We start from the raw sequence: 15,248 nt of genomic DNA on the forward strand, positions 1-15,248 counted from the left end.
GATTATACTTTCTCCTCCAAGAAACTCTCTCTTTTCTTCAGAAGCTCGCCAAAGAGAAATTCGACATCGAGAATAAATGCCACATTCCCGTCCCCAAGAATTGTTGCTGTCGAAAAACAGGAAATCTTTCTGTAGTTCTCTTCGAGGTTTTTAACGACAAATCTTGAATGATCTATAATCTTATCAACAATAAAAGCCATTTTTTCTTCGTGTTCATTTTCGATAACGAAGCAAATTTTTTGACTTTTCCCGTCAGGAACCGAGCCAAGAATTTCTGCGGCATAAATGACGGACAGATAGCCATCCCGATAGGGATAGCCGTACTTGCCTTCTCCGATATGGAAAGCTTTCCCGGTATCGTAAATTATGGTTTCCGAAACATTATTGACCGGAACAACAAAGTCCTGGCCCTCTGCCTTGAAAATAATCCCTTCAATGACGGATAGTGTAAAAGGCAGGGAAATCGAAAAAGTTGTTCCTTTGCCTTTCGAGGAACTAATGAAAACGCGTCCATTGATCTGCTGGAGACTCTGTTTGACGACATCCATCCCCACGCCCCGGCCCGAGACGTCCGTAACTTCCGCAACAGTTGAAAAACCGGGTTCGAAAATCAGGGAATAAATCTCTTCACGATCCAGCCTCTGACCTTTTTCAATGATCTTTTTTTCAACAGCTTTTTCGTAAATTCTGTCAGGGTCCAGACCGGCGCCATCGTCCTGGATTTCTACAATAATCCGTCCTGAACGCTGAAAAGCCCGAAGTCTCAGCAGGCCTTCCAAGTCCTTTCCAGCCTGAGACCTGATCTCTGCGTTCTCGATGCCATGGTCAATGGCATTGCGAACCATATGAGTCAGAGGATCAGACAGCTTTTCGAGAATGGAGCGATCAACTTCAGTATCTTCGCCTTCCAGTACAAGCCGGACCTGCTTTCCCGTCAGCCTGGCTGTCTCCCGCACAACCCGACCAAGCTTCTGGAAAACCGTCTTGATTGGATAGGCCCGCATCGTGATGACATTTTCCTGCAGTTCATGAATGAGCTGCTCCTGTGCCGTCACCACATTTCCCAGAATTGAATCGCCCAGGATTTTATTGCGCCGCATCTGTGACTGAATGGCACCCTGGTTAATAACCAGCTCTCCAATCAGATCGACCAGTTTGTCGATCCGCTGAATATCAACCCGGACGGTTGCAGAATCCCTGCGTTCAACAGGATTTTTTACTTGCGGGCCTGGTTTCTCTTCAACCGGTGCAGGACACGGCGTTGCAACTGCTTCGGTCTCGGCATGATCGGGCGATGAGGTAATAACCGCATGAATATCATCACCAGACCACTCAAAGATCTCTTCGATACTCGTGCGTGGTTCTGCGGTTACAAGCAGGATCTGCCATGTCAGATAGCTCTGACAGGGTGAAATATCATTGATGACAGGGACACTGTCGATATCAACCGTAACCTGGCTTTGTCCCACCCCTTCCAGAGCAATCAGGATATTCCGGATATCATCGCCGCGCTCATAAAGCTGCGACGAGACGGTCATGACGATCGAATATTGACATTCTTTCGGCTCATCAATCTCGATTTTGACCGGAGCGAATGACAATCCGAAAATATCGTCCATTTCGACATCTTCGGATTTCGGTTCGACGACGGGTGCTTCCGAATAAAGATACTGCTCAAGTTCGGCAATTGTCTCAGGGTCAACGTCGTAGCTGCAAGCACCGTTTTTGAAAGCGGCCACAATGTCGAACAGCACATCCTTGCATTTAAGGAAAGTCGTGACGCTGTCCGCATTGACAGAACATGCGCCGGATCTGAACCGGTCGAGCACGCTTTCGAAAAGGTGGGAAAATTTGACCAGATCTTCCATTCCAAAAGCTGCGGCGCCGCCTTTGATGGAATGAACACATCGGAAGATCGTATTGATCTTCTCTCCATTCTCCGGTTCGTCCCCAAGCGTTGTCAGTTCTTCTTCGAGAAGGGCAAGCTGCTCATCACATTCATCGAAAAAGATCTGCCGGATCGCATCCATATCATCGGTGAAATCTTCGCTCATGAACTGACGCGCCTCACCGCGGCAAGCAGTTTGGGGCCATCAAATGGCTTTACAATCCATCCAGTCGCGCCGGCTTCCCGTGCGGCCCGACGAAGCTCCTCCCCTGATTCGGTCGTCAGGAAAATAATTGGAACGTATTTTGTTTCTGGCCGCGCACGCAGGGCCTTTGTCAGCTCCAGTCCGTCCATACGTGGCATGTTCAGATCTGTTATGATGACAGCCGGCGAAAAACTGCTGATCTTTTCGAGAGCATCAATGCCGTCCTCTGACGTTTCCACGTCATAACCGTCCCTGCGAAGCTCCCGACTGACGAGATCCCGCATGGTTCGGGAATCATCAACAACCAGAATATTCATGCTTTTTCTCCTGCACTCAGGAGAAAATCTCCTCCCATGACCCGAAGACTCTCTCTCATCGCATCAGAAACATTTCTGATTTCAAAACAGGCATCCTGCTGTTGTGCCGTACGGTAGGCCGAAATCAGGAGTTGGAAGCAGAGACCGCCCACTCGAACCACACGACTTCCGTCCAGGCAGAAATCTTTCTCCTCATTCCTGAGGAGTTCAGCAAAAGTGTTGGCGTAACTGGTATCCAGCATTTCAGGCAAACTCAGAACACTCATCAGCGAAACTCCTCCCATCCTTCATCCGAAGTCTGAAAGGAACCGTCTCCCCATTGCGAAGACGGAAGCTCTGCCTCTGATGATTCGCTGTCAAAAGACAGATCGCTTTCATGCTGGCTTCCCTGCAGATGGAACCGCTGCAGGCTGCCCACGAGTTCTCTGGCTTCAGCGCTCAGATTATGACTGGCCGCCGTCGCCTCCTCCACCATCGCAGCATTCTGCTGGGTGTTCTGGTCCATCTGGCTGACCGCAACACTGATTTCCGACAGATCATTGGCCTGACTACGCGCCGCCGTCGCAATTTCGCCAATCAGGACACTGATTTCACTGACGTTTTCCACAATGGATTTCATCGCCACCCCTGTCTCTTCGACCAGGGAACTGCCACGGCTGACCTGCTGCGTGCTTGAGGTGATCAATCCCTTGATCTCCTTGGCAGCATCCGCCGAGCGCTGGGCAAGAGCGCGGACTTCGGCGGCCACGACAGCGAATCCCTTGCCTGCATCCCCCGCCCGGGCGGCCTCTACACCAGCATTCAGCGCGAGGAGATTTGTCTGGAAAGCGATGTCGTCAATCAGTCCTAGAATCTGCGCGATATGGATCGAAGACTGCTGGATATCCTGCATGGCTGCTGTGGCAGCCATCATGACTTCCCCCGAGCGCTCGGCCCGATCGCGCGTCTGACTTGCCACTTCGCTCGCATGAACGGAGGCCGCTGCAGTCTTGCGAACAGTCTCCGTAACATTTCCGACCGAGACTGTGGTTTCTTCGAGCCGGGCGACCTGAAGTTCCGTCCGACGCGCCAGATCATCTGCGGCAGACGCAATTTCGGCAGAGCCGGAAGAGATGGTCGAAATGCTGTCATTCAGCGAGACCATGACCTTCTGCAGCGTTGAGGCTGTGTCATTGAAATCTTCCCGCAGCCGCTCATACCGGGCCGGGAGAGCCTCTTCGAGACGAAAACCCAGTTCGCCATCGCGAAGACTGGTCATGGCGTTGCCCAGAACGCCAATCACCCGTTCATGCTCGGCAGCTTCATCCTGCGCCGACTGCCGCGCTTCCTCAGCCTCGATCCGGGCGGCCGCCAGAGCAGACTGTGCCTGGGACGCCAACACTTCGCTTCGCTCGGAATTCGTACGCGCTTCGCCCAGCATGACCTGCAACCGGATGAGCCCGGCTTCCCGCACATTGCGCGGCAGTGTCCCCTCGGCAGCGAGTTGCCTTACAGCGCCGATCAGATCGTCTCCACGGGTCGCCACCTGAAAATAGGCTACGACCACAGCGACAAGAAACAGCCCCATGATCGCGATTTCAGGAAAAACCGAATGCCGGACGCCTTCGACATGCATGCCGCTTGCCGCCAGCTCCCACCCTGTTCCGCAGACACAGAGCAGCACAGGCACAGCAAATGCCATCAGCAGCCGCCTGCGCAGAAACGAACTCCTCTGCATGGGAACGTCGCGTATGTCGGACATGCCAGACCGCCTCCAGAAACTCAGATCACACCGCGGCAGCCACATGCGGCCGGCCAGATGCTTTCCTTCCTAGAGAACAGTTGATTGAAACTCCGTTAATGCCCGTTCACACAATCTCAGGGAGATGATGCAGGAATATCCACATCATGCTGGACGAACATGCGGTTGCCTTCGCGTGGAACCCAGATGCGGTAGTGTTTCAGAACATCCGCTCCCAGCAGGGCATCCGCATCAGGAATATCGCCACCAACCTTCAGCACGACATCCCGAAAAGTGATGTCGCCCAACTGCAGGGTCTCGAAGGGATGCCTGTAATTCTTGACCGGATCGCGCGTCAGCCCATAACCGATCGTCACCGGATCCTTCTCCAGCATGGCACGCGTCACGCCCGCAGCCCGGGCGGCATCACGACTGATCAGGGTGGTCGCGGCTCCCGTATCCAGATCAGCTTCTATAACATGCCCGTTCAGCCGGATATCCACGGTGGTCTTGTGACCTTCATTATAGGGATGGCCAATCGGAACCGCATGAATACGTCCTGTCCATCCCGGCGTCGGCGTATCGCAGTCTTCCGTCTCGACCAGGCGCACCCGATGGTTCGGCATGTCCACAATCGTATCATAACGTCCCAGGAAATCGCGTCCGAACAATCCCACGATCGGAAGGCCGGCAATCCGCCCGGTAAACTTTCCAACCCCCGCCACAGCGATATTCAGGGCCTTGGAGCTGCCCATATCCAGTGTGTCGATCGTTACGATACGACCGTAGTCCTCGCCTCCCACACCGCGCACGAACAGAGATCTCCCTGTATCATTCAGACCAAGGGGTTCGATGAAACTCTGACCAATTGTCGTGGAGAATGCGCCTGTATCAATGATGAGCGCGACAGGATGGCCATTGATCGAGGCCCGGACGATCGGACTTCCCCAGTCATTCAGAACAGGCATGTCACCACTCACGATCAGCTTGCACTGACGCGGCCCGCTTTCACACCCGGCAAGCAGCGCGCCCATGAGCAGCAGTGCCCCCAATCGTCCCAGTCTCATACCAGATCCCCTGTATCTTTCTGTTACAAAGGACACGGTCACGGGAGAGCGGGCAAGACAGTTTTTTCGACCTTCAGCGCTTTTTTTTCCAAATCCCCTATTGCCACCCCACGGGCAGGCTGATACATCACCGCCACCGACCGAGAGGAAGCCAAACAGCTTCTGAACGGAAGGCCCCAGGATGCTGAAAAGCAGCCTTGCGGGTGTAGCTCAGTTGGTTAGAGCGCCGGCCTGTCACGCCGGAGGTCGCGGGTTCGAGCCCCGTCACTCGCGCCACTTCCCTTGAGGAGTTGGCCACTTTCTCCCAGAAAACAATTTCCGAAAACGACTGCTTACCCTAGGTAAGCGTATGGTTTTCTTCATTCTCAAATGTCTGATTTCCGGACTTCTGATCGCAGCAGCTTCAGGCGTTGCCCGTCGCTATCCCGCAGCCGGAGCCCTGATTGCGTCCCTGCCTTTGGTCTCGGTCCTGGGTATGATCTGGCTCTGGATGGAAAAACCTGACCGCCTCATCATGAGTCGGCATGCGGAAGCGACCTTCTGGTACGTGCTTCCATCTCTTCCGATGTTTTTGCTGATCCCACGCCTGCTCCGCGCAGGACTGCCTTTCTGGCTTGCCCTGACAGCGGGCTGTGCCCTGACGGTCATCCTGTATCTCGGCACGAACTGGGCCCTGACCCGTTTCGGTTCAGGCGGCTGACACCTGAAAATCAGCCAGCTTCTTCCAGATAGAGGTCCAGAACCTCATCCGGCGTGCCATCCATCCGGATCTGGCCGTTCTCAAGCCAGATCACGCGTGTACACCACTGACGCATGATTTTTGGCTGATGGGTCGAGAGCACCAGGATTTCAGCCTGCTCGACAAGCTCTTCCAGCCGCGCCTTGGCCTTGTTCATGAAGACCCCGTCGCCCGCCAGAAACCACTCATCCATCAGCAGGATCTGCGGAGAGGACGCCGTCGCCAGCCCGAATGCCAGACGCACGCTCATGCCCGCACTGTAAACCTTGACCGGCATGTCCATATACGGCCCAAGCTCGGCAAAATCCTGCACATCCTGCTCGATCCGGTCGATCTGCTGGCGGGACAGCCCTTCATACCGTCCCTTAAGGCGGATATTCTCACGCCCGGTCAGTTCCGGGTTCATGCCCAGACTGCTGTCCAGCAGCGTCCGCATCGTGCCCTTAAGCCGCACCTGCCCGGCGACAGGCTCGTATATTCCCGCCAGCGCCCGCAGAAGCGTCGTCTTGCCGGCACCATTGCTGCCGATCAGTCCCAGCCGTTCGCCCGAATGCAGCGTGAAACTGATTTCCCGCAGCACACTGACAATCGTGCGTTCCCTCATATCGTGCATCAGATGGGCCGATGGCGAGGACGGTGCGAACCGGGCCAGCGTCTTGCCGGCCTGCCGTTTCAGGGAACGGCTCTGGCCGTGATACAGCGGAAAATCAATACAGAGACGGTCAATAACAATACCGGGCATGACGTCAGATCCAGTAAGGAATACGCGAACGCATCCGGCAGAACAGGATGGCCGCCAGAAGCCACAGAAGCGCACTGTGCCCGAGAGCGGCCTCCCAGATCACCGGGTCGACCGCCTGTCCCAGAAGAGGCGCACGGACGATTTCAAGAAGCGGATAGAACGGATCGAGCAGCAGATATTTCCGCCCGGTCGTGATCAGTTCCGGCTTCCAGATGATCGGCGTGACAAAGAAGAAGATCTGCATCAGGGACGCCACGATCGGCGCAATGTCCCGAAAGCGTGCACCCAGCATCCCGATCAGCAGGATGACGCAGAAACTGTCCACGATCCAGACCGGCAGACTGAACAGCAGGCTCCAGATCCCATGCGGCCAGACGCGGAAAATCGCAAACACGACAACAACAACGACCATGTTGTGAAGCAGGACCAGCAGGTTCCTGACGATCACTTGCATCACGGGCAGGCTGACGGGAATCCGCATCGAATGAAACAGGGACGTATTCTGCGTAAAGACCGTTCCGGCATCATTGACGACCGTCCCGCCATAGCCCCACAGCACGAGCGAGAGCGACAGGAAAGGCAGATAGGCTTTCAGATCCGTATGGAACAGATAGCCATAGACCACACCCATTGCACCGATCATCACGGCCGTGGACAGCGTCAGCCACAGCGGCCCGAGAATGGAGCCGCGATACCGCATCTTGATGTCCAGCCAGCCGAGCGTCACGGCAAGCGGCAGCAGTTGCAGACCCGCCTTCAGATCGCTCCAGGCGGCGCGGACAAGCCCCCAGCCCCGAAGGGGCTCAAGCGTCAGAACAGGAGAACGGGCATTCATGTCTTCCATGCGCTCTCCCTACCATGAAAGCGCGTCCTGCCCATCCCCCCGCCGCTGAAACATCCCTCTTCCAGTGTTGCATCGACCCGGGTTGATGATTTCCCTTGCATCCGGCGCCAACCTCGCCGACATGCTGCGGTCATGTCATATGCTGTGAAGGAAATGTTCGTGACCCTCCAGGGCGAGGGTGCACAGACAGGCCGCGCGTCGGTGTTCTGCCGCTTCGCCGGCTGCAACCTGTGGTCGGGCCGCGAGCAGGATCGCGCCACGGCCGCCTGCAGGTTCTGTGATACCGATTTCATCGGCACGGACGGCGAAGGCGGTGGCCGTTTCGAAACCGCCGACGCTCTGGCCTCCACCATCGAGGCCTGCTGGACAGGCACAGCCGATGACAGCGGCCGGCGCTATGTCGTCTTCACGGGCGGCGAACCCCTGCTCCAGCTCGATGATGCCCTGATTGCCGCCGTAAAGGTCCGCGGGTTTGAAATCGCCGTGGAAACCAACGGCACCATCGCGGCCCCCGCAGGAATCGACTGGGTCTGCGTCAGCCCCAAGCCGGGTGGCGCACTGGTCCAGACCGAAGGCGCGGAACTCAAGCTGGTCTATCCCCAGCCGGAGCTCCCGCCCGAGTTGTTCGAGCAGCTTTCCTTCCGCCATTTCTGGCTTCAGCCGATGGACGGTCCCGACCGCATCGCCAACACACAGGCCGCCGTAGCTTACTGCCTGCGCCATCCGCGCTGGCGCCTGTCGCTCCAGACCCACAAGCTGATCGGAATCCCCTGACCATGACCATCAGCAGCAACACTGCTCTAGTCCTGTTCTCCGGCGGTCAGGATTCCGCAACCTGCCTCGCCTGGGCCCTCTCCCGCTTCGACCGTGTCGAGACCGTTGGCTACGCCTACGGACAGCGCCACGCCATCGAACTCGAGTGCCGCGAGACTTTGCGCAACGAGATGGCCGCCTTTTCGCCGGAGTGGAAAGCACGCCTTGGCGAAGATCACACGATCGACCTCACCTCCCTCGGCGCCCTGTCCGAAACAGCCCTGACCCGTGAAGCCGAGATCGGCCTGAGCGAGAACGGCCTGCCCAACACCTTTGTGCCAGGCCGCAACATCATTTTCCTGACCTTCGCAGCGGCCCTCGCCGTCCGCCGCAACGCACGGCACATCGTCACCGGCGTCTGCGAAACCGACTATTCCGGCTATCCGGACTGCCGGGACGACACGATCAAGGCACTTCAGGTCGCCCTGAACCTCGGCATGGACCAGCGCTTCGTCCTGCACACACCCCTGATGTGGATCGACAAGGCCCAGACATGGGAGCTGACTGAAGACCTCGGCGGCCAGAAACTCGTAGATGTCATCAATCGTGACAGTCATTCCTGCTATATGGGCGACCGCACGCACCGGCATGACTGGGGCTATGGCTGCGGCACCTGCCCGGCCTGCAATCTGCGTGCCGAGGGCTGGCGCCGTTATCAGCAGAGCCGCTCTGAGGGAGGCGCCGCATGACCGCTGAACTGGTCTTCACCCGTCGCTTCTGCATGGGACACCGGCTTATCACGGGCGCCAGCGAACGCTGCGCCATCCCGCACGGCCATAACGAATATGTCCGCGTAACCCTCCGCCCGGCGAAACAGACCCGGCTGGACGGCCATGCGAACATGATCCTGCCCTTCGCCGAAGCCAAGACGCGCTGGCACCATTTCGTGGATAACAGCCTCGATCACGCGCTCCAGCTTTCAGAAACCGATCCGCTGCTCGCATGGTTCCGCGCGAACGAACCCGAACGCGCCAGCCGGATCGTCGTCACCCCCGGCGACCCGACGACCGAGCTTATGGCCGCCCTCATGCTCGCCAAGCTGACCGCCATCCTCGCAGATCAGGGTGATATCCTGCGCGTGCATGAGATCGAACTGGAAGAAACACCAACCAACACCGTGCGCCTCGGCGGCAATCCGCAACATTACCTGCCCGCCGTATCCCGCCCACCCGAACAGTGCTGGTGGAACCGGCCGGACGCCAGCATTTCCTGACATCCGGCCAAAGGCCTGCCTCAGATCTTGTTGACCGACGCCTCGTAGATTTCGTCGATCGCCTCTGCGAGCGTCGTATCGAACTGCGCATCATCCATCTGATGCCGCAGATCGCCAATCAGAGCCCGGGAGAAGCTCGCAATCATCCGATGATTGTGGCGCAGCTTCTCACAGGCCTGATCCAGCGGATACCCACCGGACAGCGCCACAACCCGGACCATGCGCGGATCACGGGCAATATCGTCATACAGATCTGCAATTTCCGGAATCGTGACCTTCAGCATGATCCGTGCATCTTCGGGAAGCTTCTGAAGCTCCTCCAGAACATAGTCATGCAGAAGCTGCTCGCAGGCCTTCTTGTCCGGACTCTTGATCAGCACTTCCGGCTCCAGAATGGGCACCAGCCCATGCTTGCGAACCTGCTCCGCCACGGCAAACTGCTGCTGCACAACGGCCCGGATCCCACTTTCGGACGGCAGACGGATCGTGGACCGCTCCTTCGTCCCATAGACGCCCAGCTTCACAGCGCGCTCCAGCAGATCATCCAACCCCGGCATCGGCTTCATCAGCTGAACACCGTCCGCCTCTGCCTCCAGCCCCTTGTCGATCTTCACGAACGGAACAACGCCCCGCTCCCGCCACAGATAGGCTGGAACAGGCTCGCCATTCACGTCACCATCCATCGTGCGCTCAAACAGGATGGCCCCGATTACCTTGTCTCCGGTAAAGGCAGGCGCCGTGATGATCCGCACCCGCATTTCATGCATGAGCGCAAACATTTCGCTTTCGCCGGAATAGTCACTTTCCGGGATGCCATACTGCTTCAACGCACCGGGCGTAGAGCCCCCGCTCTGGTCCAGAGCAGCAATGAAGCCCCCTTTTTCCGCCATCTGCGACATCATCGTTTCCGCGGTGCTCATCAAGATCCCCTTCGATACAGGGAAAACCGTCACCACTTCCGAAGGACCAGACCGATCGCCCCATGTCGCGGCACGTTTCCCGACAGGGGCCAATCGCGCCAGCACTCGGAATGGTTCCTGCGCCCCCGCTTCAAAAAACCGTACGGCAAACTCCCCTCAGGGCTCTGCCTCGTCCTCCTGCGGCGTCTCATACAGGTCCAGAAATGCCTCGATATCGTCGCTCATCAATCCCGCCGATCGCTCTTTCACGACCTCTTCCGGCCACTCCCACCAGGCCAGCGCCAGCAGTCGCGAGATCACGGATTCCGAAAACCGGTAGCGGATCACTTTTGCAGGATTCCCACCCACAATCGCATAAGGCGGCACCGGTTTCGTGACGAGCGCCTGTGCTGCAATGATGGCCCCGTCCCCGATCGTCACCCCTGACATGATCGTGGCATGCGCACCCAGCCAGACATCATTGCCGATAACCACATCGCCTTTCGACGAATGATCTTCCTGCCCTTCTGCAGCTGGCGGCCAGAAATTTGAAAGCGTTTTAAACGGATAGGTGCTGACCAGATCGGCGCGATGGTTGCCCAGAATAATCGTGACATTCGGCCCGATCGAACAGTAATCGCCCATCCTGAGCCCGGCTTCTCCCACTTCCAGAACCGTAGGCGCACCATAGGTGTGCGGGCCAATATCCCAGCCCCATTCATCAATCTGGGCCGCCAGCGCATAGCGCGTCAGAGCCTGGAAGACATTGTTTCCAAAGGACACGGGCATCACTCCTTCATTCTGATGCCGGACATCCGGACCTGCCAGCCAGGGCAGTAAGGAACGGAACGACGGAACTGACCGGCGCGTTGGGACGAGGGTAACCTCCTCAGGTCAGGAAAGAACAGCATGAAAACCATCCTCATCACAGGCGCAGGCACCGGATTCGGACATGAAGTCGCCCTGCGACTGGCTGCAAAGGGATTTGACGTCATCGCAGGCGTGGAAATCGCCGCACAGGTCCATGCCGTCTCCGAAGACGCGAAAAAGCGCGGCGTCTCCCTGCGCGTCGAGAAGCTCGACGTCACCTGCGAAGGTGACCGTCAGAAAGCCGCAGACTGGGATGTGGACATCCTGCTCAACAATGCCGGTATTTCCGAAGGCGGCTCTATTGCTGACATTCCAGCCGAAAACCTCCGCCGTCAGTACGAAGTCAACATCATTGGCCCCGTCATGCTCACGCAGCTCGTACTGCGAAAAATGGTCGCGAAGAAGAAAGGCCGGGTTGTCTTCATGTCTTCCGTCGCCGGTCTGACTACAGATCCGTTCGCCGGAGCCTATTCATCGTCCAAACACGCCCTGGAAGCCATCGCCTCCGCGCTAAGCCAGGAAGTGAAGGAATTCGGAATCGAGGTCGCCACCGTCAATCCGGGTCCGTTTCTCACCGGCTTCAACGACCGCATGTTCGAAACCTGGAAGAGCTGGCAGGACGATCCCTCCCGGCGCCTGTTCGATTACAGCAAAATTGCCTTCCCGCATGAGCAGTACGATCCGGAACCCGTCTTCGAGACGACGATCGGCGTTCTGACCGGTGCCATCGATACCTACCGGAACGTGGAGCCGAAAGAGATCATTCCCCAGCAGCGCGAACAGCTGGACGCCATCTGGAGCCAGAAAGTGACGGACGGTCTCGGCAAGCGCCCCGAACTCGTCCAGAAGGCTTACGACATCAAGCCTGCCACGCCGGTCTGAAGCCGGAAGAGCTGTCTCAGCCCCGCAGAAGCGACATGATTTCCATTCTGGCTGCGCTATCCCGCAGCCAGGTGCCGCGCGCAATGGACGTCACGGTCGTGGAGCCGGGCGAGCGCACGCCGCGCATGCTCATGCACATGTGCTCGGCTTCGATCACAACCAGCACGGCTTCGGGCGCCAGAACATCTTCCATGCCCTGCGCGATCTGATCCGTCAGACGCTCCTGAAGCTGCGGACGACGGGCAAAACCCTCAACCAGCCGTGCAATTTTGCTCAACCCCGTCAGACGACCACCCGCTGGCAGATAGGCGACATGCGCCTTGCCATAGACCGGCAGCAGATGATGCTCGCACATGGAATGGAAGCGGATGTCCTTGACGATCACCGCACCATGATGTTGGTCCGCCGAAAACTGCGTCTTCAGATGATCCCGTGGGTCCTGATGCAGGCCGCTGAACACTTCGAGATACATCTTCGCCACGCGCTGCGGCGTATCGAGCAAACCTTCGCGCTCCGGGTTTTCACCCAGCGCCTCAAGGATCTCCCGCACGGCACCCGCAATCCGCACTTCCGCATCCGCAGGCAGCGGCAATGCTCCCATGGGGCGCAGTTCTTCGGAAGAAAGGCTGTCCTGACTGTCCGACAGACGTGCCGATGCGGCGGTCATGATCGTGGCGTTCAGGTTGGTCATGCGGGTTCAGGCTCCTTGATGCCCCAACGGCCGGTGCCGTCAGGTGCGCGCCGGGTCACATCCCCCGGGCTCCGCGGCAGGACTGCTAGCGCGTCCCGCACGCGACGTCCACCAATGACGTGATCTGGATCAATTTCTGCAAGAGGCTCGAGCACAAAAGCCCGCTCGAACAGACAGGCATGTGGCAGCGTCAGCACCTGGTCCCGGACATCCCGCGCTCCATAATAAAGAATGTCGATATCAACTGCCCGCGCGCCCCAGCGCACACCCGGCACACGCCCCAGATCAGCCTCGATCGCCTTGCAGACCCGCAGAAGCGCGTGAGGCTCCAGCGTTGTCCGCCCGGTGGCGCAGATATTCACAAACGCCGGCTGCTCCACCCCGCCCCAGGGCGCGCTGTCATACAACGACGACACATCTGCAATCTCAAGCCCGTCCACAAGCGACAGACGATCCACTGTCGCTGCCAGAACAGCCTCGCGCTCCCCCAGATTGCTCCCCAGCGAGAACGCAACTTCATGCACCCGGGCCTGCTCCACGGAAACCGCCGTCCCTGAAACTGCATAAGGCACCGGCGCGGACGGCTTGCGCATCTCGACCCGCACCCATTCCACCCGGTCCAGCTTCGTCAACACGGCCTCGGCAATGCGCCCCGCCACTGTTTCGATCAGTTGAAGAGGCGGCCCCGTCACAATGGCCGAAGCGATATCGCAAAGCGCTCCGTAACAGACAGCCTGCTCGTAATCATCGCCCGCAATTGCACCTGACAGATCGGCCCGGATCTCGATATCGACCACAAAGCGCTGCCCGATCCGCGTCTCTTCCGGCAACACACCATGATAGCCAAACAGACACAGATCCCGCACGAAAACGGAAGTCAGGGCAGGAACGATCATCGGACATCCTTCAGAATCTGGCGCATTTTCAGTGCATCCACATGCTCGCGCACATCATGCACCCGCAGGATCGCGGCCCCCTGCTCCACCCCGTACAAATTGGTCGCCAGCGTTCCCGCCAGCCGTTCGGAAGCCGCACGCCCCAGAAAATGCCCGAACATCGACTTGCGCGACACTCCTAGCAGAACTGGCAGTCCATATTCGGATTTCAGCTCCCCAAGCCGCGCCACAGCCTCGACATTCTGCGCCTGCGTCTTCCCAAACCCGACACCGGGATCAAGAACAATCCGCTCTTGTTCCAGCCCGGCCCGCTCCGCCAGTTCCAGTGACCGGTCAAAAAACCGCCGCCAGTCCGCGCGCAGGTCGAGCGCCGCATCCACCTCATGCCGGTTATGCATCAACACGGCCACGGCATCCGAATCCGCCACCACGGATGCCATCTCAGGATCGGCCTGCAACCCCCACACATCATTGATAACCGCAGCTCCAGCTTCCAGCGCCCGCTTCGCAACGAATGCCTTGGTCGTATCTACCGAAACGACGCCCCCTTCCGCCACCAGCGTTCCCACAACCGGCGAGAGCCGCGCCCATTCCTCTTCCGCCGTCACCGGTTCAAAACCCGGCCGTGTGGATTCCGCCCCCAGATCCAGCAGATCCCCCCCGTCCGCCAGCAGGGCACGCCCATGCTCAAGCGCAGCCTCGGGCCGCAGGAACTGCCCTCCGTCGGAAAACGAATCCGGCGTGACGTTTACAATCCCCATCACCGCCACAGACCCGTTTCCAGACGGGATCTTCCAATGCTTTGCCATTGCTACACCTTTCACAGACCCTCCACCTTCCGTCTCCAGCACAGCGGCACATTCTCTTCCGGCACGGGCGGCCCCAGAAAGAACCCCTGCACTTCCGTACAGCCATGCTCCTGCAGATGCCGGTAATGCTCCGGTGAAGACACACCCTCCGCCGTCACTGCAATCCCCAGATCCGTTGCAAGACCGATCACGTTGCGCACCACTGCCGCACTGCGCGCATCCTGAAGCATGTCCTGGATAAAGACCGCATCCAGCTTGATCTTGGAAAACGGAAACTGCCGCAGATACATCAGCGCCGAAAAGCCCTTGCCGAAATCATCCAGCGCAATCCGGACCCCTCTGTGCTCCAGTTCCCTGAACGCGTGATAGGCAAGCGGCCCGGCCTCAAGCGCCCGGGTTTCCGTCACTTCGACCTGCAAGCGCTGCGGTGCCAGTCCGGTCCTTTCCAGAACACTGAAAATGCGGTCCGCAATATCGGGAAGCGAAAAATGCGTCGCCGTCATATTGATCGAGACCCATAGAGACACAGGCCATCGCCGCGCCGCCCGGCACGCCGTTTCCAGAACCCAGAAATCGAACTCCAGCCCGTTCCCGGTCTCAATGATCATGTCGATGACCTTCTCGATCGACAGATGGCCATGTGCTGAGCCTTT

General features: G+C 58.2%; 18 protein-coding genes and 1 tRNA gene. 6 read left to right on the plus strand and 13 right to left on the minus strand.

Features of this window, described 5'->3' with window-relative positions; genetic code table 11:
• Positions 1–2: 2 nt before the first annotated feature.
• The 5 genes from ACJ2A4_RS05530 to ACJ2A4_RS05550 all read right to left on the minus strand — a co-directional run bounded on the left by ACJ2A4_RS05530 (position 3) and on the right by ACJ2A4_RS05550 (position 5,197).
• On the minus strand, positions 3–2,054 hold the full coding sequence (locus ACJ2A4_RS05530; RefSeq protein WP_408873939.1) for a chemotaxis protein CheA: 2,052 nt from the start codon (positions 2,052–2,054) through the stop codon (positions 3–5).
• Complete coding sequence (locus ACJ2A4_RS05535; protein ID WP_408873940.1) at positions 2,051–2,410, minus strand: response regulator; 360 nt, start codon at positions 2,408–2,410, stop codon at positions 2,051–2,053. Before ACJ2A4_RS05535 ends, ACJ2A4_RS05530 begins: the two co-directional genes overlap by 4 nt.
• The gene (locus ACJ2A4_RS05540; protein ID WP_408873941.1) at positions 2,407–2,676 is read right to left on the minus strand and encodes an STAS domain-containing protein; all 270 of its coding nucleotides are present in this window, start codon (positions 2,674–2,676) and stop codon (positions 2,407–2,409) included. The genes ACJ2A4_RS05535 and ACJ2A4_RS05540 overlap by 4 nt, the downstream gene beginning before the upstream one ends.
• Entirely contained in the window at positions 2,676–4,091 is a 1,416-nt protein-coding gene (locus ACJ2A4_RS05545; RefSeq protein WP_408873942.1) for a methyl-accepting chemotaxis protein, read from the minus strand. The genes ACJ2A4_RS05540 and ACJ2A4_RS05545 overlap by 1 nt, the downstream gene beginning before the upstream one ends.
• 176 nt (positions 4,092–4,267) lie before the next feature.
• Positions 4,268–5,197 carry a TIGR02281 family clan AA aspartic protease gene (locus tag ACJ2A4_RS05550; protein ID WP_408873943.1) on the minus strand — a complete coding sequence of 310 codons (930 nt, stop codon included), beginning with the start codon at positions 5,195–5,197 and terminating at the stop codon, positions 4,268–4,270.
• Between the two features lie 199 nt (positions 5,198–5,396).
• Here ACJ2A4_RS05550 and ACJ2A4_RS05555 point away from each other — a divergent pair.
• Positions 5,397–5,473, plus strand: a tRNA-Asp gene (locus ACJ2A4_RS05555).
• Between the two features lie 73 nt (positions 5,474–5,546).
• Positions 5,547–5,897 carry a DUF3147 family protein gene (locus ACJ2A4_RS05560; RefSeq protein WP_408873944.1) on the plus strand — a complete coding sequence of 117 codons (351 nt, stop codon included), beginning with the start codon at positions 5,547–5,549 and terminating at the stop codon, positions 5,895–5,897.
• A 10-nt stretch (positions 5,898–5,907) separates the two neighbouring features.
• On the opposite strand, the gene ACJ2A4_RS05565 is transcribed toward ACJ2A4_RS05560, so the two are convergent.
• Positions 5,908–6,678, minus strand: coding sequence for an ABC transporter ATP-binding protein (locus tag ACJ2A4_RS05565; protein ID WP_408873945.1), 771 nt, complete (start codon positions 6,676–6,678; stop codon positions 5,908–5,910).
• 4 nt (positions 6,679–6,682) lie between these two features.
• The gene (locus tag ACJ2A4_RS05570; RefSeq protein WP_408873946.1) at positions 6,683–7,522 is read right to left on the minus strand and encodes an ABC transporter permease; all 840 of its coding nucleotides are present in this window, start codon (positions 7,520–7,522) and stop codon (positions 6,683–6,685) included.
• Positions 7,523–7,654: 132 nt separating this feature from the next.
• Here ACJ2A4_RS05570 and queE point away from each other — a divergent pair, with 132 nt between their 5' ends.
• The 3 genes from queE to ACJ2A4_RS05585 are packed head-to-tail and all read left to right on the plus strand — an operon-like array spanning position 7,655 to position 9,548.
• Entirely contained in the window at positions 7,655–8,296 is a 642-nt protein-coding gene (gene queE / locus ACJ2A4_RS05575; RefSeq protein ID WP_408873947.1) for a 7-carboxy-7-deazaguanine synthase, read from the plus strand.
• 2 nt (positions 8,297–8,298) lie between these two features.
• A complete protein-coding gene (queC, locus tag ACJ2A4_RS05580; protein ID WP_408873948.1) occupies positions 8,299–9,024 on the plus strand; it encodes a 7-cyano-7-deazaguanine synthase QueC in 726 nt (241 codons plus the stop codon).
• Positions 9,021–9,548: a 6-carboxytetrahydropterin synthase gene (locus ACJ2A4_RS05585; RefSeq protein WP_408873949.1), complete on the plus strand. Its 528-nt coding sequence runs from the start codon at positions 9,021–9,023 to the stop codon at positions 9,546–9,548. Before queC ends, ACJ2A4_RS05585 begins: the two co-directional genes overlap by 4 nt.
• A gap of 20 nt (positions 9,549–9,568) precedes the next feature.
• Here ACJ2A4_RS05585 and ACJ2A4_RS05590 read toward each other — a convergent pair whose 3' ends face one another.
• Together ACJ2A4_RS05590 and ACJ2A4_RS05595 are read right to left on the minus strand one after the other, a co-directional pair.
• The gene (locus ACJ2A4_RS05590) at positions 9,569–10,468 is read right to left on the minus strand and encodes a fructose bisphosphate aldolase (RefSeq protein WP_408873950.1); all 900 of its coding nucleotides are present in this window, start codon (positions 10,466–10,468) and stop codon (positions 9,569–9,571) included.
• Positions 10,469–10,624: 156 nt separating this feature from the next.
• A complete protein-coding gene (locus ACJ2A4_RS05595) occupies positions 10,625–11,230 on the minus strand; it encodes a CatB-related O-acetyltransferase (protein WP_408873951.1) in 606 nt (201 codons plus the stop codon).
• 126 nt (positions 11,231–11,356) lie between these two features.
• Between ACJ2A4_RS05595 and ACJ2A4_RS05600 the strand changes: the two genes are divergently transcribed.
• A complete protein-coding gene (locus ACJ2A4_RS05600; protein WP_408873952.1) occupies positions 11,357–12,199 on the plus strand; it encodes an SDR family oxidoreductase in 843 nt (280 codons plus the stop codon).
• Between the two features lie 16 nt (positions 12,200–12,215).
• Here ACJ2A4_RS05600 and folE read toward each other — a convergent pair whose 3' ends face one another.
• The 4 genes from folE to ACJ2A4_RS05620 are packed head-to-tail and all read right to left on the minus strand — an operon-like array spanning position 12,216 to position 15,227.
• Entirely contained in the window at positions 12,216–12,890 is a 675-nt protein-coding gene (gene folE / locus ACJ2A4_RS05605) for a GTP cyclohydrolase I FolE (RefSeq protein ID WP_408873953.1), read from the minus strand.
• Complete coding sequence (gene folK, locus ACJ2A4_RS05610; RefSeq protein WP_408873954.1) at positions 12,887–13,786, minus strand: 2-amino-4-hydroxy-6-hydroxymethyldihydropteridine diphosphokinase; 900 nt, start codon at positions 13,784–13,786, stop codon at positions 12,887–12,889. Before folK ends, folE begins: the two co-directional genes overlap by 4 nt.
• Positions 13,783–14,595 carry a dihydropteroate synthase gene (folP, locus tag ACJ2A4_RS05615; RefSeq protein ID WP_408873955.1) on the minus strand — a complete coding sequence of 271 codons (813 nt, stop codon included), beginning with the start codon at positions 14,593–14,595 and terminating at the stop codon, positions 13,783–13,785. Before folP ends, folK begins: the two co-directional genes overlap by 4 nt.
• An 11-nt stretch (positions 14,596–14,606) precedes the next feature.
• Positions 14,607–15,227, minus strand: a complete 621-nt coding sequence (locus ACJ2A4_RS05620; RefSeq protein WP_408874110.1) for an EAL domain-containing protein — start codon at positions 15,225–15,227, stop codon at positions 14,607–14,609.
• Positions 15,228–15,248: the final 21 nt, after the last annotated feature.

It is taken from the genome of Gluconobacter roseus, assembly GCF_046058915.1.
In the GTDB taxonomy this organism is placed as follows: Bacteria; Pseudomonadota; Alphaproteobacteria; order Acetobacterales; family Acetobacteraceae; genus Gluconobacter; species Gluconobacter roseus_A.